General features: G+C 51.8%; 17 protein-coding genes. 6 read left to right on the forward strand and 11 right to left on the reverse strand.

The features are described 5' to 3' along the window. Positions 1-2: 2 nt before the first annotated feature. From AAA857_RS03095 to AAA857_RS03105, 3 genes are read left to right on the forward strand one after another with little or no spacing between them, the layout of a single operon-like run. On the forward strand, positions 3-725 hold the full coding sequence (locus AAA857_RS03095) for an aminotransferase class IV (RefSeq protein ID WP_338173010.1): 723 nt from the start codon (positions 3-5) through the stop codon (positions 723-725). Positions 726-738: 13 nt separating this feature from the next. Further along, positions 739-2,979 carry a chorismate-binding protein gene (locus tag AAA857_RS03100; protein ID WP_338173012.1) on the forward strand — a complete coding sequence of 747 codons (2,241 nt, stop codon included), beginning with the start codon at positions 739-741 and terminating at the stop codon, positions 2,977-2,979. Positions 2,980-3,015: 36 nt separating this feature from the next. Further along, entirely contained in the window at positions 3,016-3,402 is a 387-nt protein-coding gene (locus AAA857_RS03105) for a hypothetical protein (protein ID WP_338173014.1), read from the forward strand. A gap of 1 nt (position 3,403) precedes the next feature. Here AAA857_RS03105 and ychF read toward each other — a convergent pair whose 3' ends face one another. The 8 genes from ychF to pip form a co-directional block, all read right to left on the reverse strand. Beyond that, entirely contained in the window at positions 3,404-4,690 is a 1,287-nt protein-coding gene (ychF, locus tag AAA857_RS03110) for a YchF-related putative GTPase (RefSeq protein WP_338173016.1), read from the reverse strand. An 18-nt stretch (positions 4,691-4,708) separates the two neighbouring features. After that, positions 4,709-6,703, reverse strand: a complete 1,995-nt coding sequence (locus AAA857_RS03115) for a hypothetical protein (protein WP_338173018.1) — start codon at positions 6,701-6,703, stop codon at positions 4,709-4,711. A gap of 14 nt (positions 6,704-6,717) precedes the next feature. Continuing rightward, entirely contained in the window at positions 6,718-6,990 is a 273-nt protein-coding gene (locus AAA857_RS03120; protein ID WP_338173017.1) for a hypothetical protein, read from the reverse strand. 109 nt (positions 6,991-7,099) lie between these two features. Then, positions 7,100-8,266: an archaeosine biosynthesis radical SAM protein RaSEA gene (locus AAA857_RS03125; RefSeq protein ID WP_338173020.1), complete on the reverse strand. Its 1,167-nt coding sequence runs from the start codon at positions 8,264-8,266 to the stop codon at positions 7,100-7,102. Between the two features lie 34 nt (positions 8,267-8,300). Beyond that, positions 8,301-9,374, reverse strand: a complete 1,074-nt coding sequence (locus tag AAA857_RS03130; RefSeq protein WP_338173022.1) for an alpha/beta fold hydrolase — start codon at positions 9,372-9,374, stop codon at positions 8,301-8,303. Continuing rightward, a complete protein-coding gene (locus AAA857_RS03135) occupies positions 9,371-10,231 on the reverse strand; it encodes a phosphatidylserine decarboxylase (RefSeq protein ID WP_338173024.1) in 861 nt (286 codons plus the stop codon). The genes AAA857_RS03130 and AAA857_RS03135 overlap by 4 nt, the downstream gene beginning before the upstream one ends. Before the next feature lie 8 nt (positions 10,232-10,239). Beyond that, on the reverse strand, positions 10,240-11,013 hold the full coding sequence (locus AAA857_RS03140; RefSeq protein ID WP_338173026.1) for a hypothetical protein: 774 nt from the start codon (positions 11,011-11,013) through the stop codon (positions 10,240-10,242). A gap of 102 nt (positions 11,014-11,115) precedes the next feature. Continuing rightward, positions 11,116-12,078, reverse strand: coding sequence for a prolyl aminopeptidase (gene pip / locus AAA857_RS03145; RefSeq protein ID WP_338173027.1), 963 nt, complete (start codon positions 12,076-12,078; stop codon positions 11,116-11,118). Positions 12,079-12,155: 77 nt separating this feature from the next. On the opposite strand from pip, the gene AAA857_RS03150 reads away from it, so the two are divergent. Beyond that, positions 12,156-12,785: a class I SAM-dependent methyltransferase gene (locus AAA857_RS03150; RefSeq protein WP_338173029.1), complete on the forward strand. Its 630-nt coding sequence runs from the start codon at positions 12,156-12,158 to the stop codon at positions 12,783-12,785. Here the strand turns inward: AAA857_RS03150 and AAA857_RS03155 are convergent. Both AAA857_RS03155 and AAA857_RS03160 read right to left on the reverse strand, forming a co-directional pair. Continuing rightward, on the reverse strand, positions 12,763-17,703 hold the full coding sequence (locus tag AAA857_RS03155; protein WP_338173031.1) for a UvrD-helicase domain-containing protein: 4,941 nt from the start codon (positions 17,701-17,703) through the stop codon (positions 12,763-12,765). The two genes, AAA857_RS03150 and AAA857_RS03155, sit on opposite strands and share 23 nt — an antisense overlap. After that, entirely contained in the window at positions 17,703-21,434 is a 3,732-nt protein-coding gene (locus tag AAA857_RS03160; RefSeq protein ID WP_338173033.1) for a hypothetical protein, read from the reverse strand. Before AAA857_RS03160 ends, AAA857_RS03155 begins: the two co-directional genes overlap by 1 nt. 340 nt (positions 21,435-21,774) lie before the next feature. Between AAA857_RS03160 and AAA857_RS03165 the strand changes: the two genes are divergently transcribed. Together AAA857_RS03165 and AAA857_RS03170 are read left to right on the forward strand one after the other, a co-directional pair. Further along, positions 21,775-22,926, forward strand: coding sequence for a TFIIB-type zinc ribbon-containing protein (locus AAA857_RS03165; RefSeq protein WP_338173035.1), 1,152 nt, complete (start codon positions 21,775-21,777; stop codon positions 22,924-22,926). 46 nt (positions 22,927-22,972) lie between these two features. Next, a complete protein-coding gene (locus AAA857_RS03170) occupies positions 22,973-23,890 on the forward strand; it encodes a hypothetical protein (protein ID WP_338173037.1) in 918 nt (305 codons plus the stop codon). On the opposite strand, the gene AAA857_RS03175 is transcribed toward AAA857_RS03170, so the two are convergent. Continuing rightward, a complete protein-coding gene (locus tag AAA857_RS03175) occupies positions 23,862-26,231 on the reverse strand; it encodes a hypothetical protein (RefSeq protein ID WP_338173039.1) in 2,370 nt (789 codons plus the stop codon). The two genes, AAA857_RS03170 and AAA857_RS03175, sit on opposite strands and share 29 nt — an antisense overlap. Between the last annotated feature and the right edge of the window lie 8 nt (positions 26,232-26,239).

Below are 26,239 nucleotides of genomic sequence, written 5' to 3' on the forward strand. Positions count from 1 at the left end.
GAATGAGTCAAGTCAGAGGACCCCGGGATGAGGTCTTTACCACCGCGGTAGTGAATTCAGAAGGAAAGCTTGCTGACGCTCCTGCACATCTCAAACGTATGAAGGACCACGCTAAGCGGCTGAGAATAGCCCTACCCGATGAATTTCCAGCAACGGGGCTTGAAGGAAAGGAAATGGGTCTCGTTCGACTGTCGTACTCAAGCGAAACCGGTTGGAAGGTTCAATACCGAGCTTTCACGGTTCGCAACGAAGCATTGGATGCGATATCGACTCCCGCCCCACGGTGGAATCCAAAAACAAACGGATGCAAGCATGGAGACTGGGCGCCCTACAATGACGCCCGAGCAATGGCGGAGAAGGCCGGCTGTGATGTTGCTCTCTTCGTTCATGAACACGCATTGGTTGACGGTGACCGTGGCACACCTCTGTTGCTTGATGAAGACGGAACGGTTTGGCTGCCAGCTGACGATGATGGAGGAGTGGATGGAATCACCGCATCATTCCTCGAAGCACGACTTCCTGAATTTGGATTGCCTGTAATGCGAGGGAGGTTGAACGAGCGTCTCGTTGCCCGATGTCATGAACTGGTGGTTGTCGGATCCGGACTCGGGGCTTGTCGGGTGGACTCCATTGACGGGGAACGCGTGGGGCAGTCCACTGTTTTATCGGAACAATGTCAAAAAATTATCAACCAACATTTTACCCAAGAGGCAACGTGGTCCTAGACGGGGCGGTCGTATGTCGGTGAACATGACCGAAATTTCCACCCACTTGAGCCAACATAAATTACTCGGAGAGGGAGCGTTTCAACACGGTTCCCCGGACAAAGTATTGTTGGTTTCTGGAGGTCCTGCGTCGCATCTCGCCAACTGGTCGATGCTTGCCTCACCTCCGAAAAGACGAGCGATCATCCGTCAACCACCCCGCTCACAAATGCCAGCAGCAGAACAGCATTCTCCACTCTCCGGAACCATACGACTGACGGAAGAAAAGTGTGATTTAAGGGCCGAAGTTGAGGAATGGAAACACGGCAGTTGGTATCACAGCGTAACCCTTGTTGCCTCTGACATCGCCGATTTACTGAACAAATTGCAACCGATTACATCTCCTGAACCTTTTGACAAACCCGGTTGTAAAGGAATGGCTTCTGGCCCTTTCTGGTCCGGGGCAATGGCCTACGATATGATGCAGTGGACCCAACCGCTTCTCCTCCAAAAACCTCCTCGTGAGGGCACGATTTTGAGTGTTATGTGGCTGATTGAAGGAGGAGTTTGTCACGACCGCCACGAGGACAAAGTCAGCGTTTTTGGCACGGAATCACCCTGGACCGCAAAGGCAGAAAAAGCGCTCACTGCAGCCCCCTCTGAATTCATTGAGGGCACTCCATTGCAACGCGTAGAGACGACGACTCACGATGATGAAACCCATATGGAGAACATCGAGCGCGTTCGCCAAGGAATCGTTGCAGGGCAGGTGTATCAGGTCAATGTTGGAAAGCACTGGCAAGGGCCGATTGGCCATCCTTTTGATGTGTTTAAGCACCTAACACAAAACAATCCTGCTCCGTATTCTGTTTACCTTGAAGCGGTTGATGTGGGATTGGCCTTAGCCAGCTCGTCACCGGAGTCTCTGCTGGATTGCGATGAACAACACATCCGCTCGTCTCCAATCAAAGGAACCTGTCTGCAGGGATCAACGGCTGAGGACGCTGCAGCCCTACGAAAAGCCATGCTCGAAGATGAAAAAGAACGTGCGGAACATCGTATGCTTGCTGACCTCATGCGAAATGATCTGTCCAGTGTGTGTGAGGTAGGTTCGGTTGACATTGACCGCTTTGATGTTGAAGTATACTCCAACGTTCAGCACCTTGTCAGCCATATCACAGGGACATTCAAAACCGAACATAATGGAAAAACTGCCTTTCAGTCCATCTTTCCAGGAGGCTCAATCACGGGTTGTCCCAGAACGATGGTTTGCGCTGTGATCGATGAACTCGAACAGCATCCACGTTCGTTTTGGACCGGTTCAGCAGGCTGGGTGGACGTTCACACCGGTTCTTCATCCTGGAACATCTTGATCAGGACGCTTGAGGCGCATCGAACCGCATCTGGATGGAACGGAAGCATTGGGGCTGGTGGAGGAATTACCATTGCTTCAGATGCAGCAAAGGAAGTTTCGGAAGCGGTTTGGAAAGGTGCAGCATTGCGAATTGCTTCGGGGTGGATGAAAGCCGACGACAGTCCCGTCCCGCGAGGTGAACTTGAGATTCACCCCATTGCTCATCAAAAGCAAAAAACCGCCATCAAAACGCTATCATCGGTTCAAACCCTGCAACAGTGCATTGAACACAACAGAGATTGCGGCGTACTCTTTATTGACAATTTGGACTCCTTCTCACTCAATGTTGCAGACGCCATCGCTCAGTCGGGACACGATGTTACCGTCCTAGCTGGACGTAACAATCATGCAGAAATATTGTCAGACCCTACTGCGCTCTTTGACCTTCTCGACCGCCTTCAACCGACGCACATCGTTCTCGGCCCTGGCCCGGGCACTCCTGAGGATGCGCCTCTGACGATGGCTCTCGCTCATCATTCCCTTGCAGGCCAACTAGCGGTTCCTGTCCTGGGCCTTTGTCTAGGTCACCAAGCACTTGCCCTTGCAGACGGAATGGAAGTGCTCCCCTCTCCACGCGGCCCTGTTCATGGCGTTCCTGTTCGTATTGACCACGACGGCACGGGTCTGTTCGCAACTTCAGCATCGCCTGCAGTATTCACCCGATACAATTCTCTCATCGCCAACGAGCAAGACGGTCAGTCATTCATCATCAACGCTCGAGAAGAGGGGACGGGTTTGGTGATGGGTATGCGTCACTCTTTACACCCCATTCATGGCGTTCAGTTTCATCCAGAGTCAATTGGCTCACCGGAAGGACGGGCTATCATTCAAGAATTTCTTCTGAATCCATCGGATGGTTGAAGAATCCCTTGCCGTTAGCCAACTTGAGGGGACACCATGCCAGCATGCCGACATTGTGGAAGCACTTATCCGCGTGAATTTTTCATTCATGGGGTTGGACCTCGTGCACAGGTGTGTGCACAATGCGGTTTAGACAAAGGCTTGGTCACCAAGGAAGAAGTTCCCCTTCTCTTTGACAAACAGCTTGCTAACGCTCGGTTTTCCGCCGTAGCTCGACGTTACAGTATCTTCCTCTATGTCCCGTTCCTTTGGGCTCTTTGGGGATTCACTCTCTCTGACATTAAGCCGTGGGGACTCTTTTTCCTCGGCTTGTTGATTGTCCTTACGCTTCTTGCGCCGGTCATCTTCATCTATCGCGGTGGACGTTATTCCGGAGATATGGCTCGCTTGAGTCCAGCATACGATCGTCCAAAAGGCCACTGAATCACGATTTAGCGTGAATTTTGAGGACGTCGCCATCAGTCAATTCGTGGTCTGCGCCAACAACTCGGCGTGTTCTTCCATCAACGCCCCGAATGAATCCATCTCCCAAATCAGTGTGGACATGGTAAGCAAGAGCTTTGGCTTGAATTCCTGATGAGACAACAAAGGCGTCGGGCAATACTTTGCCGTCACCGTCCACCCAATGGGTTTCATCTTGTACGGGGTACACTACAATCTGATTGAGAAGTTCAAACAGCACTCGGTCCAATAAGCGAGCAACTCCAGTTCCATTCGACGATTTCATACGAGCGAGCATGTGGGCCAGGGCTTTGGTTTGAGGTTCATTCAGCGAAGAAGAATCATTGATTGAAAACGTTGCTTCTCCGGGATGGTACGAGATGATATTGGCGTTAGCCGCCCTCCGAAGCGCAAGTTCAACGTCGGCCATGCAAGGTTCAATCGAATACAATGAAAGGTCGTCGATCACACCTTCTGGGGCAATGTCCCATTTGTTCGCAGCATATGCAATAGGGAACAGACCTTGTCGTAGCGTCGCTGCCAATGTTCGAAGAACTTCTTCATTCCAATCCCAAGGCTGCCCTTCAGGTCGTTGCTCTTGCTGGAATTGCAGCATGCATTGGGAAACGAGTTGAGTCGTAGCCCCTAGCCCGCTTAATCGCTCTTGAACGAATGAAGCCAAGCCTTTCTCTCCCTCCGCTTGGACTCTGCGGACACCACGGGTCCAGCCCTCGTTGAGAATGCCGGCAATCCAGGCATCAAGTTCTTCCTCGAGAAAAGCGATCTCCTGTTTCAAACCGTTGACCGCATCTTCCTTTGAGGAAGCACCGCCAAGAAACTGCCCCTCTACGTCGGTTGTTCCAGCGGCATCGACGACTTGAATCAGAACGTTCGAATTGGCCAGGTCTGAAAGAAAGGCATTGCCCCGCCCTCTTCCTTCACTCGCCCCTGGAACAAGTCCTGCTACATCAACAAGGGCTACGGGGACAAAACGACGGTGCCCAACACAAGAACCCGTCCTCGGTTGGCAGAGGCTTCCTTGACGCGGATCTTCTGCTGAAGTGGGTTCAAGGCGTCCTTCGGATTCTAATTTCTCACGCAAGGCTTTGCACGGGCAAGGAAGGCGTGCTTCTACAAAAGCAACTCCAACGTTAGGGTCGATGGTACAAAACGGATAGTTCGCAATATCAACCTGAGCGAGTGTTGCTGCGCTAAAAAACGTAGATTTGCCCACATTCGGTTTGCCAACGAGGCCTATGCGCACCGTCATCACGCCCGATGAAGACCCTCATTCTTCCTCGGAACCTGCCGAGGGAGTGATGTCGTAGTCTCGCTTGATTTGAGCAATAGCAATATCAAGTTCTGGAAGGTTGAGTTCTCCGTCGCCATCAAGGTCCATAATCTGCATCAATTCGCCCGAGTCAACGGAGGAAAGAGCATCAATATCTGTTGCTTGAAGGGCGGTAAGGAATTCTTCTTCGTCAACTTTTCCTGAAGCATCCAAATCCATGGACCGGAACAGGTCAAAGACGGATTGGCCTTTGTCTGCAAGGTACTGCACCAGTTGAATCATGGCTTCTGTTGGGGCCTTTGAAGGGAACTCTGTGATCTCATCGTTGTGGAGTGAGGAGTCAACGGCGATGATGGTTGAGCCGCCCTCGGTGTCTTCGGTTTGCGTTACAACCAATTCCGTGTCAACGCCAACACCACGACCGATGAGCGTGCGGATGGTGGTTGATGAGCCTGCTATCAAGGTGTAGGTATTCACATCAGAAACCGTTTCAGAGGAAACCGAACGACCTGTTGAGGAGATCCCGGTTCGTATGGTCACAAGGGTTGCGAGGATTGTTCCGATTCCAAGAAGGTAGAACATAGCCGCTCCAGTGAGGAAGAATCCACCTGATGGAGCCACTGCATCTTCGATGCCGGAGGTTGCAATTGCATTGGTTGTGAAATCCCCTACGAGGAAGGTCACGGTAGAGGCCACGCCACCAACAAGGACCATCCAAACCGCCAGGTTAGCGGTTGATGGAGTAGCGAGTGGTTTTCCAATCGCCATTGGGTAACTGTTGAACACGGAGGAAAGAATGAGAAGTCCGCCAACGGTGAACATCATTCCCATGTCGACGCTGTGCGCCATGCTTCCAAGTTCTCCAGTTCCGACAAAGATATCCATCGCCGTGAAATATCCGCCGATAGCAAAGAACGGGAGGAGGACGAATGCAAGCAAACCAGCCATCGAGCCAGGGTTCTTTACCACGGAATCCATTCCTGAATTCGCCGTCATGATGATGTTAACAGAGGCTGCGAAGACCGGAAGCAATCCTAAGGTGAGAAGGATGGCTCCGAAGTTCACCAAAACGTTGCTACCATCAGCGCTTGACATGAAGAAGGGGGGGAGGGTCACAAAGAGCAGAAGCATGCTTGCAGAGCGCATCGAACCGGACCAGATGGGTTGCTTGGCAACCATAGGAACGGTGTAGTATCCCACTGAAAACATCAGTGCAAGAGGGACCCAGCCGTTTGAGACGCGCTCTCCAAGCCAGACTGTTTGTGTCGAGTCTGCAACTTCGCCAATGAAGATGTAAATCATGGCGAAGATCTTGGAAACCAGAGCCATAATGAGGAACCAAGAACTGGTTGACAGTTCTTGTTCTCCACGAGTAGAAGCGGTGATCAAGACGTTGATGAGCACCGGGACAAGAAGCAAACCTACGGCAAGCGATTCCAAACTGAGCAGGAGCGTAGAGACGGCGAAAGATTCTGTGTCAACATCAAGGAAACCGAAAATGAACGGGAGAAGAACGCTCACGATGAGAACGACCGTCAACAACAAGGCAACCATTGAAGCATTTGCTTCACTGGCAAGACGCCCGTTTCCGTTTCGAGATACTGCAACGAGGCCTCCTCCGACAAGGCCGTAGATGAGAGCCAAGCCAAGAAGCCTCTGCGTAGCGTCCCGAAGGGAGGAGCCGTCGTCGTAAGACCAGCCAATGCTTGCTAGCGAATCAAGAGCTCGAGGGTCGTAGTTATGCCAAGCGGCCAAAAATCCAAGAATACCTGCGAAGACAAACCAGAGCATTCCGAAGTTCATCCATGTACGCGACCCGCTGCCATCTTTGTCATCAAAGATATCTACGAGGCCTGGAGGGTTCTTCCTGAGAATGAACAACCCGATTTGCTGGAGCGCCCCGCCCACGCCCCCAGCACCGCGTGCTAGGGTTTGAGAAAGGAAAAAGAGGGTAGCGATGAGAAGCGTGCCGGTGATAAAAATAATTTCCATACATCACACCTCCATCATTCTGCGAGTACCTCACCCACGAGTGTTGCTACGATTGCACCAACACCAACAAGGAATCCAATCAAGTAGTACCAGATTCCACTACCGCCCAAATTCTGCACCAAAGGAACGAGTTCTCCGAGCAACGGAAGGTTGTCCCAACCGAAGACATTTGCAAACAAAGAATAGAGGCCCAAAAGGCCAACAAAGAACAACGTGAGAATCACGCGACTTGATGTTGGTTCTCCTGTTCCGACGGTTGTATCTGGAAGGGTTGTGGAATTTGACACGGGCCTCACCTCAAATTGACCCCATAGGGGTCATTCCTCCGACTTGCCGGGCGGTCATAAACGTTCACCATCACAGGCGAAGGAAAAGGGGTGCCTGTGGCCAAAGAATTCACGGTGAACGCAACGTCTCAAGGGTTGGGGCTCGTCGAGGCTTTGAAAGTCCCAAAGGAAGGGGAAGTTGGCGCTCGAGCATCAACTCAGTCTGCCATTTCTTTTGACATTCACATTCCAACCCGTCAAATTCCAAGAGGCTGCCCGAGACGGCATAGCGTTCGATGGCTGCAACAACTTCTCCATCGCACGAACCGCAATTGTGCGATCCTCGAATCTTTCCTCCGGCGGTGGGGTGGACGATCAAGCGTGAAACTTGGTCTTCTTCTCCGTTCATTCCGCCTTTGGGATGAATGAAGGGGTGCGCCCGTTGAATCATGGCGACAAGTGACCAAAGCCACGGAGGCCGGTATTCATTGTGGCGATGCAAGCGGTCGATGACGGTCCCGCGTTGGATGTTCATTGGATTGACTGAAATTTCATCAGAACGCTCTGCAACCGCTTCAATCCATTTGATACTGTGATCCAAGGCGTCAGCCTCGCTCATGAATGGGGGTTTGAACATGAGGTATGTTTTCACTCGGAGATTGAACGTTTCCAGGTTGGTCACGGCGCGATCCCAAGAAGCCGTTGAGAATCCCTTGTTCACATGGAACCGAAGCACTTCGTCGTCGTAAGCTTCCAGTCCAATCGCAACGGTGAAGGAAGGGTTGATCGATGTGGCCCATTCAAGTTTAGCTTCTGTTAATTGTTCACATCGGCTTTCTACAATCAATTCTTTTCCGAGTTCAGCGCAATCACGGAGGACTGTTTCTTGGAATTCAACGGGAATTTCTCTATCCTCGAGCAGAGACCCTGAAGTGTATACCTTCACCATGGCGTGTTCTTCGAAGCCGTCCAGTTTCTCTTTTGCATAGGCCCATTGAGCATGAAGGTCATCGTTGGTTACATCGTCCCTGGTATCGTTGAAGTAGCCGCAGAACGTGCACCCCGATGACCACCACCAATGGCAGCCCTTGGTTCGGAGAATGACGGTTGCGGCGGTACATGGAGTGCCGTCTGGCAGTGCTTCTGGGGTAGTATATACTGTTGCAGGTTCGCTCGCATCCCAAGATTGCTGGCGCGCTTTTGCCCACGGTGTATTGGCTGGAGCCTTGACCAAATCGTGAATGCGCAAGCCCTTCTTACCTTGACCGAGAAGATGCAGGTTGGGCGGCTCCGACATGTGCTCCACTGACGTGCCGTCGGCATTTGAGGTTTCAAACCACCGCAGCGGGTTGTGTTAGGCTATTTTCGAAAAAGGACACCAAATGCCCTCGGTAGGTTTCGGTTTGAGTCATCATCAGCGTGACGTGTGAAAGCACACCTGGCTCATCCCCATCTTGATGCGAAATTGAGGAATTGCCAAACCAGCACTCAACGAAACCGCCTTCCTTGACGTTGTTCTTTCCTGCATTACACATGGCATTGCCGTGGTGAATCTTGATGCGATAGTCGTCGTTTGATTGCGTAATGAACATCGAGCGGTTTCCAATGTTTTCCGCACCAGATAACGGTTCAAATTTGACAAGGTTGTCCCCACTCTGGATTTTCCCAGCGAACACTGCTGCATCCTTGAGGAAGGTGGGGAATCCGGCAAACTCCAATTCTTCGGATATGATCCGATCCATAGAGGAGAACGGGGAGTCCAAGAATACCGCCTCAATGTCCCGCTCTTGGTCAAAAGCGATGGCGGTTGTTCCTGCTCCAAGAGAAATTCCCATAATTCCGATTGAAGGGGCAGGCACACCTTTCTCCTCCTGTAGCCACGACCAAACAGCAAGAACATCCCGGTACTCTCGTTGCCCTGCTGAAACCAGCCCGTCTTCTACGGTACTGTCACCATGGTCCCTCAAATCAAAAAGAATGACGTTGAAATTCGCTTGATGCAGCATGGCTGCAGGAATCAATACCTCGTGATTGGCCTTACAGGAACGAATACCATGAACGAGAATAACCCAGGGCTGTGATGCATTGGTTTCCATGACCCAGGCGGCCAAGGTAATCGGTTCATCGGGCACATCAATCGTAGCGTTATCCCATTGGTCAAACCAAAACGATTCCATATCCGAGGCAATCGTAGCATTCTTTTCCATCATCCCTTCTTCCAAACCCTCGTCCCAAAGATGCGGAGTAAAGTTGTCCGGGGTATTGTACGGCGCATGGTCGGAACATTCCAGATTGCTTGCTGCAGCCTGTGTGTAAACCAGACTCCCAAGTTGATAATACACAACAGGCATGCTGCATATGAGCAAAATAAGTATGGCGGGTATGCTTCTCTTCCATCGACTCATTCTTCTTCATCTCCTTTAGGGTGAAACATCACGGTTGAACCGGCTTGAACAAATGCGCCCTTCGGCTGAGAAGAATCATTGGATTCGGCGGAAATAAGGTCGCAGGAGAAACGGTTTGCTGGGACTCGAACGTCCACTCGTGAGCCGAGGCGAATCATTCCGATGCGTTGACCGCGTCGGACGGGCGCGCCCTCTCCGACCCAAGGGATGACCGTCCGTGCTAATGCCCCAGATATCTGCGTCATCTCAATCAACGTATCATCCTCTAAGCGGTACACGGAACGAACCCGTTCATTGTATTGACTCTCTTTTTTGAAGGCAAAGGCGAAAGGTCCGCGCTTCAGGCCTTTTCCCGTGCGATGTTCCAGGCGCTCCAAGGTACCTTTCGCTGGAGCGCGATTCACGTGGACATCAAGAGGCGACATGAACACGGCTACTCTAATCACGTCCAAGTCGTGTTCTTCGCCTTTTTCCACAGCCTCATACCGCTGTTCCGTAGAAAAGGTCAGCGGTTCTTGAAGGGGGTCGGGATACCAATCTCCGGTGAGTGAATCAGACTCAATCGGTCCTTGTTCGCGTTCAGCCTTAGAAGGTCGGCGTCCTGTTGCTCGCTCTCTGCGGACAAACATAACGTGCCCGTCGGCTGGAGAGACCAAGACCCCTTCTTCCTTGGGTATCGGTCGGTCAGGGTCGCGCCAGAAATTGACGAGAAAAGCTGCAAACATCAGGCATGAGATTCCAAAAAGAGGGACCAGCCCAAGAATTGGGTCGATGAACGCCCCTACAAACAGAGCGCTTACGCCCATTGCAGTCATCATGAATACCGGGCCGTGGCCGCCGTGGGCCAAACCAGCCATTTCAACACCTACTGTCCAGACCAGGGGTCTTCGCCATCGCCCCAAGATGCCGCTGGAGCAGCCTCAGTAGATTCGTCCTCTTCTGCAGCCTCTTCTTCGGGGGCTTCTTCGGGGGCTTCCTCTTCGGGAGATTCTTCTGGTGCCGGCTCAACAACTTCAATCGATGATGTTGCTTCGCTCGCTGCTTCTGCTTCCGCCTCTTGGGTGGCCATTTCCTCGGTTCGCGCTTGGACCATTTCGTCCATGCGGTCGTTGAACGCTCTCGACATGTGTTGGGACTTGCGCTCGGTTTCAACGGCACGCTCAATCATTTCATAGCGTTCTTTGATGGCCTTGTTCAAGTCTTCAAAGATTTGCATGTGAGCAACATACCAGTCGTCACGAGATTTCATTTCAGTAACAGCAAGACGCAGATCGTTGTCAAGTTCTTCTGCAATGCCGAACACCTTGCCCAAGCGGTCTTTTTCTCGAGAGTATTTCTCTTCCATCTTGTCAAGTTCAGGTTCCAAGTGGTCAACACGCTTGGAAGCCTTGGTAGCCTTCATCTCCAATTCTCGAACTCGAACTTCCTTCTGAGAAATGATTGATTCAAGAGATTCTTTATCGATTTCTCGGTCAATGATTTCCTTTTCTAGAACTTCAATTTCAGCACGTGCGTCAACCAAGTCTTTCTCTTGAGTTTCGTATGCAGCAAACAATTTCTGAAGACGGTCTGTCTCGGTTGCAAGGGAGTCTTGCAATTGTTGAATTTGTACCTCTGGCGTGATGGTTCCTTCAGTCATCTTCTCACCCGGAGGCAAGCCTCCGTTCTCCCCGAGTCCACTCCTCCCTATCAAGCCGACGCTTGTACGGGTCCAGAAATATGGGGCTTGTGGGGTTTTTACTCAGCGGAGAGCATCGGTGGCTGCAACCAACTCTCTGGCAATGCTGACTTCTCCCATTGAATGTCCTGCGTCAGGTACGATGGTCAAGGTGCTGTTGGGTAGGGCTTGGTGCAATTCCCAAGCGCTACGAGCAGGACACACAACGTCATACCGCCCTTGTACAATGACCGTTGGAATCGATTGAATGAGGGACACATGGTTCAAAATATGCGCTTCTTCAAGGAAAATTCCGTTGATGAAGTAGTGGCATTCAATGCGAGCAAATGCGACTGCAAAGTCAAGGTCTTCTGCTTTCTCAAGATAACTTGGGTCGGGGAACAAACGGCTGGTCGCCATCTCCCATCGCGTCCACTCCTTGGCTGCAGCGCGACGAATCGCTCCGTCTGGACTGGTAAGTCGCTGATAATATGCCTTGATCAAATCGCTCTGTTCCTCCAAGGGAATGTGGTCCCGATACGGAGCAAATGCGTCAGGGAAGATGTGGCTCGCACCATCTTGATAGAACCACTGAAGTTCACTTTTCCTGCACATGAAAATTCCGCGCAGAATCAAACTTTCAACTCTATTTGGATGCTCCTGGGCATAAATCAACGAAAGAGTCGACCCCCACGAACCTCCAAACACATGCCATGATTCAATTCCCAAATGTTGGCGCAACGTCTCAATATCTGCCACGGATGCTTGGGTTGTATTGTCTTCGAGTTCAGCGTGAGGCGTTGATTGGCCGCATCCGCGTTGGTCAAATTGAACGATGTTGTAGGCGCCGGGGTCAAAATATTGACGGTACGATGGCTGCCCACCTCCACCAGGACCGCCATGTATGACGACGACAGGAATTCCATCGGCATTTCCACTTGCCTCCCATGCAATGGTGTGGAGGTCAGTAACGGATAACGTTCCTTTTTGATAAGGTTCACAGGGTGAGTAAAGAACGTCGCTAAGCGTGGTCACGGTGTCAAGCATGAACTTCCGAAGGAGAGGTGATGAATGTTCTTTTCGTCATGGACACCTTCAAAGACAGGGTTCATCCAACCTCCATCATGGGCCAAAGGAAAGCGACCGATGTCTTTCATGAGTGGGCTGAAAAAGGCAAGGACATAGGCATGGAAAAAGGCCATGCTGCAAGCGTAGATGTCATGCTAAATCTTCTTCTTGACAACGTATCAATGCCGTTTTCTGCCGTCGATATTGGTTGTGGAAATGGATGGGTCGTTCGACAACTTTCCAGTCATGAACACTGTACCCACGCGTCAGGAGTTGACGGAGCCGTAGCTATGATTGAAAAAGCGAATGGAATCGACCCTAATGGAAGTTATCATTACGGCCAACTTCCTGATTGGAAACCCGAGCAACCCGTCGACCTGGTCCACAGCATGGAATGTTTGTACTACCTGCATGACCCGTTGAACTTTCTTCAAATCATACATGATGACTGGATGAGGGCAGAAGGCAAACTTGTGATTGGGATGGACCATTACGAGGAAAACCCGGCCAGTCATGATTGGCCCAAGTCCCTCAACGTGCACATGACAACCCTCTCGATCCAGGCATGGTTGCAAGGAATGCGAGACGCAGGATTTGAGAACGTAAGTGCGATTCAAACCGGAGCGAAGGAAGACTGGGCGGGAACGCTTGTACTGTCCGGGACTAAGCCTCAGCGTCCTCAATGAAGCCGAGCACTTCGCCCTTTGGACCGCAGCGTCGAACATCGCCTTTGTAGTACGGGCAGCCTGCGCAAACGGTGGAATCTGAATCCAAACGCTCGGGTTCATCACTGCCGTTCGTGAGGTGCATCATGGTGCGCCAGTGGAGATGTTGGTCAAGGTCAGCCTTTGCAAACACAAACTCTTCTTCAGTCATTTGTACAATACGTCCGTTTGCACCCAACAGCAGTGATGGCGGAAGTATGCGTCGGCGCTCTTCCTTTGGCTTAAGCTGTTCAATCGCTTCAAGAGCGACGGAGTAAAGTGTCAATTGAAGGCGATGTTCGTGGAGAATCTCGGCTTCTGCTTCGGATTGCGGGAACGGGTTCGTGGTTTCAGGACCGACCGCTTGTAAAACATGGCCTTTCTCTGCAAGAGTTGGGTTAAACGGAGCCATGCATCCTTTGGTTTTCAGGTCAACCACTTGGAGGCATCCTCGGCCGCCTTCATCAACAAGCGCCAACACCAAGTCAGCACGTCCGTTGAAATCCATATCGACTTGTTCAATGGTTGCTTGCTCAACGGGGCCCTTAGGTGAAAACCGACTCCGTTTGAACGAATCGACTGAAATCGGATACGAATGGATGAACGGGAGTTCGGTTCGAACCGCTTCAACCCTGAATCCGTGGAGGGATTCTCCTGCTACCCACTGTCCAAGAAGGCCAGCATCAATGAGCGAACTCAAATGGAGCATGCGTTCCCTCCATTGATATTCTGTACTGTCCTTCCGTTGAGTTTCACCGTATCCGAATTCGGCCATGACCCTTCCAACTGTAATTTCAGAGGCAAGCGCCCCTTCGCTGGCATGATGCCAGTCTTGGGGTAACTTCGGAGTACTGCTCGAGAATTGAAGGGGGTTACGGAGTCCAATCTCTACAATTCGGTGCATCATCAATCCAAATTCAGTCGGCAGAGGCCATCGCTTCTTCTTGGGTTTTGTGAGCCCCTTTGGAATTGTAAACGGTTCGGATGCCCATCCTTTCATGTGCTCCAACCAATACCTTCGGGGACAAGCGTCTGTAGCATCCAAGTGGTGGGCTGCGCCTTTGAGCGTCTCTCGCAAAGGTTGGAGCACGACCTCGTTCTTGTCGGCAACCAACGTTGTTGCATCAAGGTGCTCATCGAGCATTCGGAGACGTTGTTGAGGGGATGGCGGTGTCGGTTGATGAAAGCAATCGGGATGGTGATAGAGCCGGATTCCTGAAACGCCCTCTTCACCCAGAGGATTGTTTTCCAAAAGGATGGCTGGGTTGAGGGAGACGGGTGCTTTGGAAGAGGTGTATGGAGGGAGTGAATGGGCTCCTGCATCCCCTGGCAAGAGCCACGGGCTGTCTTCATCACCAGCACACCAAGACGCACGTCGTAATCCTTCCACCCACATCCGCCCCATGGTCCTCGGGTCGGGTTTTACAGTGAGGGAGAGTTCTCCGGATTCGGTATTGAAGGTCGAGGTATCGGTAGGCCTACCGGTGACGATGAGGCGGTCCTTTACACGGGTGAGGGCAACGTAGAATTTTCTTCGCAGTTCCGCCTTGTCCTGGGCGGTGTTCATTTGACTTGCAAATGCCCAGAGGCCGTCTACAGGGCGAGCGTGAGCATGCCAGGGTTGAATCCTTCCAGCGACAACTTGTGGCGTAACCAATACATTGTCTTTTACCGAGGTCGTAACGTCGGCCATACCCGCTGTAAAGATGCCTGAAACAGCCACAACTGGGGCTTGAAGTCCCTTTGCACCGTGAATCGTCATGATTTGTACGGCGGCTTTCGTAGGCTTACTGATGGCTTGCGGACCCCTCTTTTCAAGTCCAATCAATTCGTTTAAGCGCCGGTAAATTGCCGTAACTGAATGGCCTGTTTCATTTCCGATGCTATGAATCATGCCAAGCCATGCCTCTGCATGTTGACGCTGGGAGTCTTCACTGTACGCAACGAGAAGGTCGGAATGATCGAGCACCGCATCCAACACGTCATAGATAGCCCCCAAAGATGCGAGGTGATGAAGGTGGTTGAGTAAGGCCTCTATCGCATCGTTCGGTGCATGTTCAAGAAGAGCATCCCATGCTGTACGCTCTTCAGCGAGACGATAAAAAGCGGCATGAACTTGAGATTCACTCATTCCAACAACAGCGGAGCGGGCCAACTCAATGCCCGCTTTCCGAGAATGGGGATGCGCCACAAGTTCCAACACCGCCATCAAGGGCTGAACAACCGGTTGCATAAGCAACAATCCTTGCCGGTCGGCCATGACGGGAATCCCTCGCGCCCGCAAGCGTTCAAGCAGGTCCGGCAGGTGCCTCCGTGAATTGATCAAAATCATGACGTCCTCCGGGCGGACTTCGGGTCCGGTCTCTGTGATCTCTTTCCAATCCGCTTCAGATGAATTCCATACGCGGGAACCCTCTCTATTCAGCAACGAATGGAGGCGGGTTGCAAGCAATTCATGTTCAAGTTGGACATTGGAGGCGTTTGGGTTCTCAAAGGTGTTGAGTGGAATATCAAGGTCATACGAAGCATGTTGAAGCGCTCCTTGTATGGGGAGAAGCCACTCCAATACCCCTGGCTCTTCAGTCGCTCTTGCAGGATGCAAACGCTGGGCTTCAGCATGCCAGTCGCCAGGTAATGCATGATGACGAGGAGAAAATACTTCGTCGAAGATGTCATTCATCGATTCCATCAAACTTGGCCGAGTACGATGGTTTGAGGTCAAATCAATGTGCCCTTCCTGTCTCCGCTCAAGCCGCTCACCCGTGATGGTTGAGGTGGTCTGTCCATCCTCCCATGCATAGGGGACGTAGCTGTGTGGGGCTGAACCTTCCGCATCATGTTCATTGGTGTACGAGCCTGTTTCCCCTCCGGCCCCAATTGGTCGCGGGTCCCTTCCTTCTCCGTTTTTGCGCAGATGGTTGAGGCTGGTTTCATCGGCTTCAATTCTGTTGCAATCACGCACGGCAGCAACCGCTCGTCGCATGACTGATACCTCTGCTTGTCTGAAGCGATAGATGCTTTGTTTCATGTCACCAACGATGCAAACCGTTGGGTCCCAATATCCTCTGGGCCTTGGTGGGTCGTCACCATAACGCGCTCTCCGACCCCACAACCGTGCAAGCAATCGGTAGTGTGATGGATTTGTGTCCTGATATTCGTCGATGATGAAGGCTCGGAACTGACGTCGCAATTCCCCTAATACCGCAAATCTCCGGTGAAGGTCGTCTTGGAGATCCGGTTGGTCGTTGAGCAGTGTTAACGCCCGGGAGACGTGTTCATCGCTCCATGGATTGTCGCCTAACCCGTCCAACGCGTCAATCACTTCTGGAGGGTAGCGGTGACGGCAGACATCCGGACATCGGGCAAGAAGAAGGTCGGCTGCAAAGCGTTGAATGTCATCGAAATCATGCATGCCTTCGAGCGATTTGCGGCGAGCAAGAATTTGATGGCATCCTCGATGAACCGTGATGAGGTCGCTGAGAATTTCCATTTGTAAATCAGCAGAGACATAGGTCCCTCCTTCAACCGGCGTCGGCCCAATGGAGGGGGGGAGCGGGACAAGTCGGAGGGGGGAGTCAAGAGGCATTCCATCATAACCGTCCCCAGGGTTGAGTAAGAAAGCGGATTCAGCCAAGAGGCGAATCAAGATGCCCAGCGGTGAGTGAAGTTCGTTTTTCAGTTCGTCTTGCAAGGCCACGCTTGCGGAAAACAACGCGTCCTTATCGGTCCCTTTCATTCCTTTTACCTTCCCTTTCGCCAGCAATCCACCATGCCATTTATCCGTTGAGGGGAGATTGTTGCGGGGGAAAAACGTGCATGGGTTTTTGTTGAGTCCTGAAGAACCCGCCATGCCGATCATGGCTTTCCACATCCAGACCAATTGGTCCGCAGGCCGGTCGGGAAGCGGGGCACTAACCAAACGGGCAAGATGGTTGAAGCGGGTGAGGACGGTGTCGTGCTCTTCTTCAATGGGTTCAGCGCATTGTTCTGTATAAGGCAAGAACAGACTGACCCAATTGTGCAAAAGTGGTGCGAAATGATTGATGAAGCCAGGAAGTTCGGCAGCAATGGGTTGTGCGACCATGTCCAGAAGAAGCGAGACCGGAGCAGGTCCTCGGCCGCTCCATGAGATACCCAAATCTTGAGCCCGCTGAATCATCGAACGGTGAGATTGCTCTACGAAAAGAGATGTGTTGAGAAGTCCATTGAGGACCACTTCCGCAGGCTCTTGCCCTCCCAATCGCGTGACCAGCCGGTTGCGAGATTGAATGAATTCATGTTGGTGATTGAGCACACCGGCATCCGAGGCATCGTCTGTCGTGCGTATTCGCCAGACAGCATGCATTGTATCGCGAAGCATGAGCGGTGCTCGTTCTTCGGGAACTTGGTCGCTTGCTGAGTAAAGGGTGACGGTGTCGATGTACGGTCGCACCAACCGGTTGAGGAAGGCATCAATGGTTGAAATTGGAGCCTCATCAAGGCTTGACAAGAGCATTTCAACATCTGCGTCATCTCGGAGTCTCGGGTCAAATATTCCTTCGATATCTTCTTCCTTAGGAGGTTGAGCACGGCTTTGAGCAAGACGATGGCGTATTCGAGCCTTGAGTTCAGCCGCAGCTTTTCTGGTAAAGGTGATGGCGACGACTTCGGACGGCAAGAGGCCGTTCCAATCCTCAACCTCTGTGCGTTCCCTCTTCGGAGCGCGTAAGGAGCCGTGCCCGGAAAGTGGGACTCGTGGACCCGGAGGAGTCAGGTGAGTTGCCCGTTGATCGTGAGCCAACAAATGTTGAACGTAGCGCTCAGCCATGACGGTTGTTTTACCCGTACCCGCTCCTGCGTCCAGGGCAATGTGTTTGTCCAAATCAAGACCAAGTCGCTGGCTGTTGTTGAAGTCAACCATTAGAATGACCCCCCTGTAAACGACGAGACCGAACACGATTGGCGGAGGACACAGTAGTTGCAATGTGTGCCCGGCGTTGGATTAACCTGTCCGTCATGAGCCGCCTGCACAGCGCGTTGGGCTGCCTTTAATCGCTCATACATCCATGTCCTGAACGGAGAACGGTGGATGCCTTCCCCGTTCAAAGGAAGGAAGTGATGGGGCAAATGTCCGGTTGCTTGTCCCAAGTGCAATTCCTCTTTCACCGAATCAATGTCGGTATCCAATTCAACATAATGAGCAGTGAACTCCCCTATTTCTGTTGCGCCGACACCGATGACGCGGTCACCTGGGTGAGCGACCTCCCAAGCCCTAGCATACAATGCAAGTTGCAATTCTTCAAACAAGCAGCGAAGATGGCGCAAGCCACGTTGTTTGACCTGTGGGCCGCGAACGGTCTTCAAATCACGAACAATGACCAGCCGCCGAGCAGCGTAAGGCGTTCCATCAAGAGGCATTGGAGTCGTCTTCTCACTTGATTCGTCCAATATGCCCACTGCAGTCAATGCCTCACGTTGCCCTTTATTCAACACCACCACGTCGACGCGATCGGCATAGCCAAACATTTCGAATGACGCTGCAGCCTCGTGTTCGTCGGTTGTATCCATGGCGATGCTTGTCCCCTCGGACAAGGTCTTCCATTCACAGGCAATCGGGGCTGAATGTTCTAGCGTCAAATCCGATTGATACATTCTGAAAAGTCTGCCTCCGGGAGAAATCGGCGTTCCTGTCTCTTGGTAATCGTTCCATTCTGCTGGTGTGGCGTCGATGAGGTCGCGGGTTCGGTGGACAGAAACTGCATTGTATCTGCCCATCCATTGTGCATGTTCGTTCAAGTGTTCAAGGATAACGTTCCAACCTGCCCCTACATCTCCCATAGGCCCAAGGTGGAGGGGTTCAATCCGTCCAAGGTCTGAGCCGCTCACATTGACGCCGTGCCCAGAAAGGAGGGCTCCTTCAACCTCGTGAGCGAGAATTCCGCGAATCCTCAGGTCAACATCCTCAGAGACGCCTTCATCTTCGCTCTTAGCGTTCAGAAACTGATTCATCCATGCGCTTCGCGGACAATGAAGCCATTTTTCCAGTCGGCTTGGCGACCAAACCTTTCGAACCAGCGAAGCATCAATTTTGCCGAAGCGGTGGTTGAGTGAAAGCCCTGTTGGCGCGTAGGCGGGAAGAGGACGAGGGTCAACACTTAGCGAGACAACCTTCTCTTCCCTATGACCGAGATGAGGCCACTGTGCTGCGCTAACTCCGGGGGCTTTGACCGAAGCGTGCTCTGGGCGCAACCTCACTGCATCAATTCCGAGGAGGTGGGTGCGGTGGCTCCAAGAGAGCGACGACCCCTCGGTGAGCCCTCTCAACGAGGGTTGTCTCTGCTTACGATCACTCTGAATCACGCCCTCAAAGGAATGAGTCAGTGTTGGGCGATGGTTGAGTTGTTCGCGGGGTTGGATGGACTCTTTGAGGTCCATACCCAACTGCTGGCGAGCATCCCTTGGAAGGTGCCCGTGACGAATCAATCGCTTTGTTCCTGCTTCTTCTGCTGTCCAAGAGGAGACGGGCGTCAACCAACTTCCCTGTCCGAGTTCTCGCGAAACCCACTCCCAATGGCGTAAGCCCGATGTTCCTTGGTAAGTGTCAGGTGGCAAGAATTCGGGAGCTGGTCGCATAGCATCCCACTCCCCTGAACGTCGCACGTCCGACAACCATTCGGCGTAAGGAGCGCTTGGGCCGCCCCCATCTTCAGGGCTTGAATCAAACATGACAATACGAGGGGCTGCATTGAGGAGATGCCGAAGGTGGTGACGTCCTTGCCGAATCAGCAAGTCCGTTTGGAACATTCCAAGTTCAAGTTGGGCTTTGGCATCCAACCAAGGTACAACGGATGTTTTCATGGGCCAGGCGTCAACATCAAGGCCTGCAAAGATGATCAAATCCGCTTCGAGCCCCAATGCCTCTTTTGGCGTAAGTACCTCGATGTCTGCTGTTTTCATCTTGGTTTGAGACAGTGTGGTGACCTGCCCTACATACGTGAGGAGGTCAATAAAGTCCATTCCATCAAAGGTGATGCTTTGTACTCTGGCCATTGAAGATTGAATCTTTTGAATGGATTCTAAGATAGCATGGAAGGTACCTAGGCTGCGATTGTAGGGGGATTGCCGGTGTTCTAAGGCCTCAAAATCCAACCATTTGACGAACTGTGTCATCCATGCGGGCCCATTTTTTGGTGCTGGCGGGAGGGGGAGAAACTCACCGGTGCTGCACCCCTCTACATCGTACCGTAACATGTGCACGTCTTCTCCCATGAGCAACGGCTTCCACGCATGAAGCATGCATGAAAGCCACCATTGGGTTTCCTCAAGGTCTTGCCTTCGTTGCTCTGGATTGCGTTCTGTAGCTGATGGTTTGGCTCGTGAAAGAGCGCCTACCCATCTTGAAATCGCACCTGGCCCACCGAGGACATGAAATTGTTGGGCAATGCTTTGGAGTGCTTCTTGGTGAGGTCGAGGTCGCCATTCTTCCTGCGTTGGATGAACGAGTTCGGGGAACATATCTTCCTTGAGAGGAAGAGACGTTGAGTCCATAACGGAGTGAAGAGCGTTCATCCCCCACGCACTCATACCTTGAGACAAGCGGGATGCTTGTAGGAGAGCGTGGAACAGCGGTTGGTCTTCCAACAACTCAGTGTTCGAATTCCATTGAATGCCGAGTGAGCCGAGTGACTGCGTCCAAAGGTGCTGTCGGTCTCGGACAGAGCCGTCAATGACCAGTATTCGTCCTTGAGAAGAACTACGGAAGTGCTTGATCAGTTCAATTGTAGAATTGAGAATATGGTCGCGTTCGTCGACCGTTACTCTGGTAAATTGGGTGTTTTTAGAACGACCAACATTGGACCTCCAGGAAGGGTGCGCCTCACTCCATACTTCGTGGGGCGGGACCCATGAGGGGAGCGTTTCCTGAGTGCATGGATACTCGTCGACGAGAAATGCTCCATGGAATCCCAGGCGGAACGAACCAGGGTTGAGCAACTGATGAATGGGGGTGAAGCGTGAAAGAGAACACAGAATTGCCCGTTCTATTTCTGTAAAGTCCGGAGCGTGGTCAAGGATAAGAATGCCCTCAATATGGGAAAAATGAAACGGGGCCGACTTAGCTGAATTGAGCGCGCTAAGGACGTGTTTTGGAAGTAAAACGGGGAGCGTTCCCCCGCGCTCCTTTTCAAAGGCAAGCAGGATGTTTTCATAGGTCTCAAGACCTGGGTTATTCTCCCAATTGAACGGGTCGAGAAGGGGACTTAAATGCGCATGAAGACGTTCCAATCGTTGTGTTTTCTTCATGCCCCAAGATCCGTGTTCCCCGCTATGAAGGAGGGGGAATTTGTAATTCTCACCTGCATCCATGCACTTGCTGTGAATGCCCATGAAAGAGGATGCTTCGTCGTCAAGAAGGACCGGAAGCCGGAAATCTACGTGCAGCAAGCGAAGAAGTTGATTCATCGTGACGTGTTCTTGAGGTTGTGCAGCGACGCCCCGTTCGCCAAGTGCATTGAGGGTGGACTTACGGTGTTGCTCTGTTGGATGTACGACCATAATATTGGATTCCGTCGATGCCGAAAGTCCAGCAATCAGCCAATCGGGCAAACCTTGACCAGGGGGGGTGTACTCCGATGTGATGGTATAATCTTCCACTACCTATCCCCCGCTGAGAAGGTGTTGGTGACCCTTATTGAAGGTGGCGAGAAGAAATCTACGGGCGCCCTAGAAAATGAATGCGTCTTGAGCCGTTCATGTTATATCTTTGAACCCCAGCAGGTCATGTAGCAGTTTCCAGCACGAGAAGCGCATGCAGTTCATTTGAGTATGCTGAGGGGGGTTTTGGTTCCGCCCTTTGGGGTCAAAGCACCGGTAGTTTTATATAGTGCTTGTTGCAATAAGAATATGTCATGATTGCGAGAGGTGCGATTGGAGAGCGGAATAATCCCGTTCTTTATAACCCCTTAACGACATGTATTAGAGGAAGTGAGCGAAAATGAGCGATAATATGGAATGTGAAGACTGCTGTGGAATGAATTTTACGATTGACCAAGCTCGAGCAGAGCGTGTTTGCGATGGTTGTGGCCTGGTTGACCCTCACTACACCACCGATGCTGATACCAACAGTTCAATTGGGCTGGGTGACACACGACAAACTGAATCCTTGGATGTCTTCGCAAACAATCCAAACGCAGCACAAGGTGGCCGGATGAATCCTTTTGGAGATCGCACCGATTACTCAGGGAGCCGTCTTTCTCCGTCTCAACGTCGTAGATTTATTCGTTTGAGCCGTGCTGACCGCTCGAGTCAGCGTGAAAAGGACCCTATGTGCCGCGAGGTGAAGCTGACTCTGTGTCGCATGTTCGGCGACAGTGTTGCTCGCGCCACCACTCATTTGGCCGATGCCGCATGCCGAAAATTGTCTCCTGAACAAGAAGCTGTTCGAAAGACCCTTACCTCTGGGGAGCGTGCCGCTTTGAGCTGCCCTAAGACCTCCATCACACGAAAGGAAGTGGGAATTCGTGGTGAAAGCCACCAAGACAACCTCCAAATCATAGCACTGGCCATCGCTGTGCTCTCCCACGAGTGGCTCAATACCCCTGCTTTCAACCATCAAATTGTCATGGCCGAATATGGTATTTCCGAGTCGCAATTCAAAAACGCAAAGTCCACCATAAGCAAATCCTACAAAGCACGATGTCGACGAGGATGGGCTGCTATACCCCGTGTAATGGCTCGAGGGGCTCTTCGTGCTGACCAACTTGACATCGTCGCAGAGAACCTTGACCGCGCCCTCTCCCAGCGGCTTGCGCCAAGTGAACTTGAGGCCGTGGCTGAGCTGTTCTGGAACACCATGACCGACTTGAACGAGCCTACCGCTGAAGGCCCGCTGGCCAATGTAGCCATGGGTTATGTGGCCGGGTGTGCCATGTACGCAGCGCTTGACCTCGTCGGTTTGAGTCATGGAAACTTGGGCCGAGTAGCTGAGGCTGTAGAACTCTCCCCCGCCGGCTTGACCAACCGCCTCAAGAGCATCCAGGCTGAAGTGAATGCTGGACAGTTGCCTGAAGCACGTCGCATGTTTGTTCTCGATGAAGTTGATGGCGACTCTGGGCCATCCGGTGCAGAAGAACGCGCAGAAGAATGAACCATTTGGAAGACGGGTTCATATCTCCTCCCTCGTTGGACAATCCATGCGCCCCGCTCTCACCGTGTTTGCCTCGTTGATGTTTTTCGCATTGTTCGCCCCTGTTGCACCAGCACTACCTGCTGAATCTCTCGACAAGGGAATGATGTTTGGCGGCCAATGGTCTGATGTGAACAACACCACGACGGATCTCTCAAATCTTACCGACCTGCCTGCTGTCGTCGAAGTTTATACAGCCACCTGGTGTGAAAACTGCGTTGACGTTGAGCACGCATTGGACGAGGTCCAAGAAGCTGGTTTGTTGGAACAGTACCACATTCATCGAGCAATCGGAGAAACTCAGGACCCGTTTGGAAGTGAAGCCATAGATGCTCGTTGGAATTCTAAATACGGCCAAAACGCCCCTCCTGCCGTGGTATTCAACGGTTCCATGAAGAAATTAGGCAGTGTTGCCGATGAGGCAACGTTGGTTGATGAATTCACTGGTTTAGCAAACACTGACTTAGCATTGGGTGCTGGTTCAACAAGTTTTGGTTGGACTCCTACCACCGACAGTTCTGGAACGGTCACTTGGAACCTCGACATCGATGCTGATCATCTTGAAAATTCAACGCTCAATGTTACGGCTTGGATCGTAGAAGCAGGTGCAGAGTTTGAAGAAGGTTCTAACGGACTGGGAACCTATCCCCACATCGTGCTTGACATCGTCTCCTTAGGAAATGAACTCCAGGGAAGCGTTGCAATACAGATTCCGGAAGCAAACGACGGTGATGACCTCCAAGTCCACCTCATCTACGAAATCATACCCTTGGTTGAAGAGCCAACGGATGATGTGAAAGTTGAAGACTCGGACGATTCGGAATCCGTACCGTTTCTAACCGCATTGACCACAGTCACTGTCCTCTTGGGAGCCGCTTGGGCACACGGCGGCAACGTTAACCAAAAAGGTCGCCAAGACCAGTGAGTTCAGTGAATTCTTTTTGTTTTCGGGGCTCATCGGTCAAGTCTTCATGCAACTGCCAGGGATAACGCTCAACCGTATCAGGGGCACGCTCCACATTGGCATAATTCCACCATCGAGGAGGGGCTCCCCGGACGCCTTGTCGGCGTTGACTTTCTCCAAGGAGGTCAGTAAGACGGAGGCGAGCATTCGGGCGTGGATGATCCCGACGAATGTAGTGGGTATGGTTTGGCCCCTCGATATCTTTGACATAGCCAAGAATTGATGCAATTTGTCGCACGAAACGGCGCTCTACCGTATTGCGCAGTGTCACCTTAAGGTCCACGTTTCCGAATTCAAGAGCAGCACCGTATTTGGCAGGGATTAGGAAATCTGAGCCCAGAGGTTGAGATGTCAAAACGCTCCAAATTCGGGAATATACTTCACACCAACGCCGTTCACCGTCGCGTATATCTCCAATATCGTGGACATCGTCTCTTCTCCTCGGCATAACCGCATGACGCCGATGATGAATCTGTCTTCGGAAGTCACCGTATCTGAAGGCTCGCTCTTCTGCGGATGAGCGATGTACCGCATGAGCTCGGTAAGGTTTGACGCCTCCTGCCCATCGCTGAATCACGTTATGAATTGGAAACGTTCCGGACTCCTCAAAATGTTCTTGGAAAATCTCGTTCCATTCGGTGTTCCGGCGTTCACTGATTCGTTCACCGTGACGGAATTGACGTTGCAGAAGGCCGCGAAAGCCTCGGTTCCCTCGCTCCGGTTCAGGCTCATAACGGCCTCGAAGTTCGTACCATGGATCAGCGACATAATTGTGATGGTGGTAGGTCAATTCTTTGAGGGCCTCTTGGTCAAGAACAGCAATCCATTCCCTTGGAACTGGCCGTAGAAAACCAAACGGAGGACGGTTGTGTATCAAATCATTCAAGCTGTCAATGTTGAGGGTTGCAGTGGTATCATTGTACATTGAGAGCACTACAGAACCCATGGTATCTCCGAGAGGGACCGTGGAATGATAGTGGCCGTTGTGAATGCAAATCGCATCTTTGTGCTCTCGACCAAATCCGCTGAGGTGGGAGATTAGATACGGCGCGCTGTGTTGCCCCCTTGTCACATTGATCTCGTAGCAATGCCCTAATTTTCCAACCACAAGAACCGTTGCGTTCTTGACATACACTCGGTCGGTAAGCCCGTTGAGGATTCCATGACAAAATTCCAGAGAACGGACCATTTGGTCGGTCGGAGCATCGGTTTTGAGGTAAGCTTGTGACCAATTGTGCTGCAAGCCCAGAAGAATCTTTCCTGCATCGGAATTCAACGGCGATAGCGCAAGTGAGACGAGAATCGCCAAATGTACCGGTTGACGGGGAATTTGAACGAGGCGGGTCCGGCCAACTTGACTGCGGACGCGAAGCGAAATGTGCTTTTCTGAAACTCGCAGTGGCCAATCGAGGGTGTTCGCTGGAATTTTGAACTCTTTCGGGTCCCTCCAGTGCCTCATCCATGGCGTATCATAACAGTCAAACAAACCCCGAGGGTGGTTTGAAAATGCTTTGCGGAGGTCTTGCATGTTGGTTCGACCTCCGTTTCGGATCAGTTCGGTTCGAACATCGTAAGCCCAGGAGATGAAGCCAGCTTTTCCAGACAATCCTGTTTCTTTGAGCCGGTCAATCTTGACCTTGGTGGAAAGCCAAGCAAGCATTGAGGCCATCGGGCGAGAATTAGAATCACCGTTCGCAAAAACATAATTCAATGCACGAATTTCACGATGGTCCTGATTCCTGTTTGCGGCGGGCGTACTGCAAGAAAGGCCTACGATGAGTTTCGCGAGATCCCATCCGCTCCGGAGTTTTTTATCGGTCATGATGGGGAAAAATGAGCGAAGACTGATGATGGATGGAAGTTCTACATCATCCAAATATTGGCGGCCGTCCATGATTCGAAAACACGAGCCATCTTGGAATTCAATTCCCTGAGCCAACCATCTGATTTGGGAGTTTGACAACACATGACCGTTAACGAGGGCATCTCCCAGTTCTTGAAACTCAGCCTCACTGCAGGGAAGGTCGGCAATTGGTTCCATTGCTTCATGTTCTAATTTAGCCCAATTCGCATGCTCACCATCCCCCAGTGAATGAGCCAGTCGTTTCCAGCGACCTGAGGCGTGAACGGATGGCCCTCCGAACAACGCAATAGCACGTTCATGATCGGTTGGAGTAAGGGGGACAGACCATCCCTCCCGAGGATTGAAGTCGATCATTGATTGACACCAATCGCAGACAATTTCCGCCTCGTTTGAGTCCAGATTATACTTGCAGTCAATGTAAGAAGAGTGCGAACTCATGCCTAAGA

It is taken from the genome of Candidatus Poseidonia alphae (assembly GCF_943787815.1).
Classification (GTDB): Archaea; Thermoplasmatota; Poseidoniia; order Poseidoniales; family Poseidoniaceae; genus Poseidonia; species Poseidonia alphae.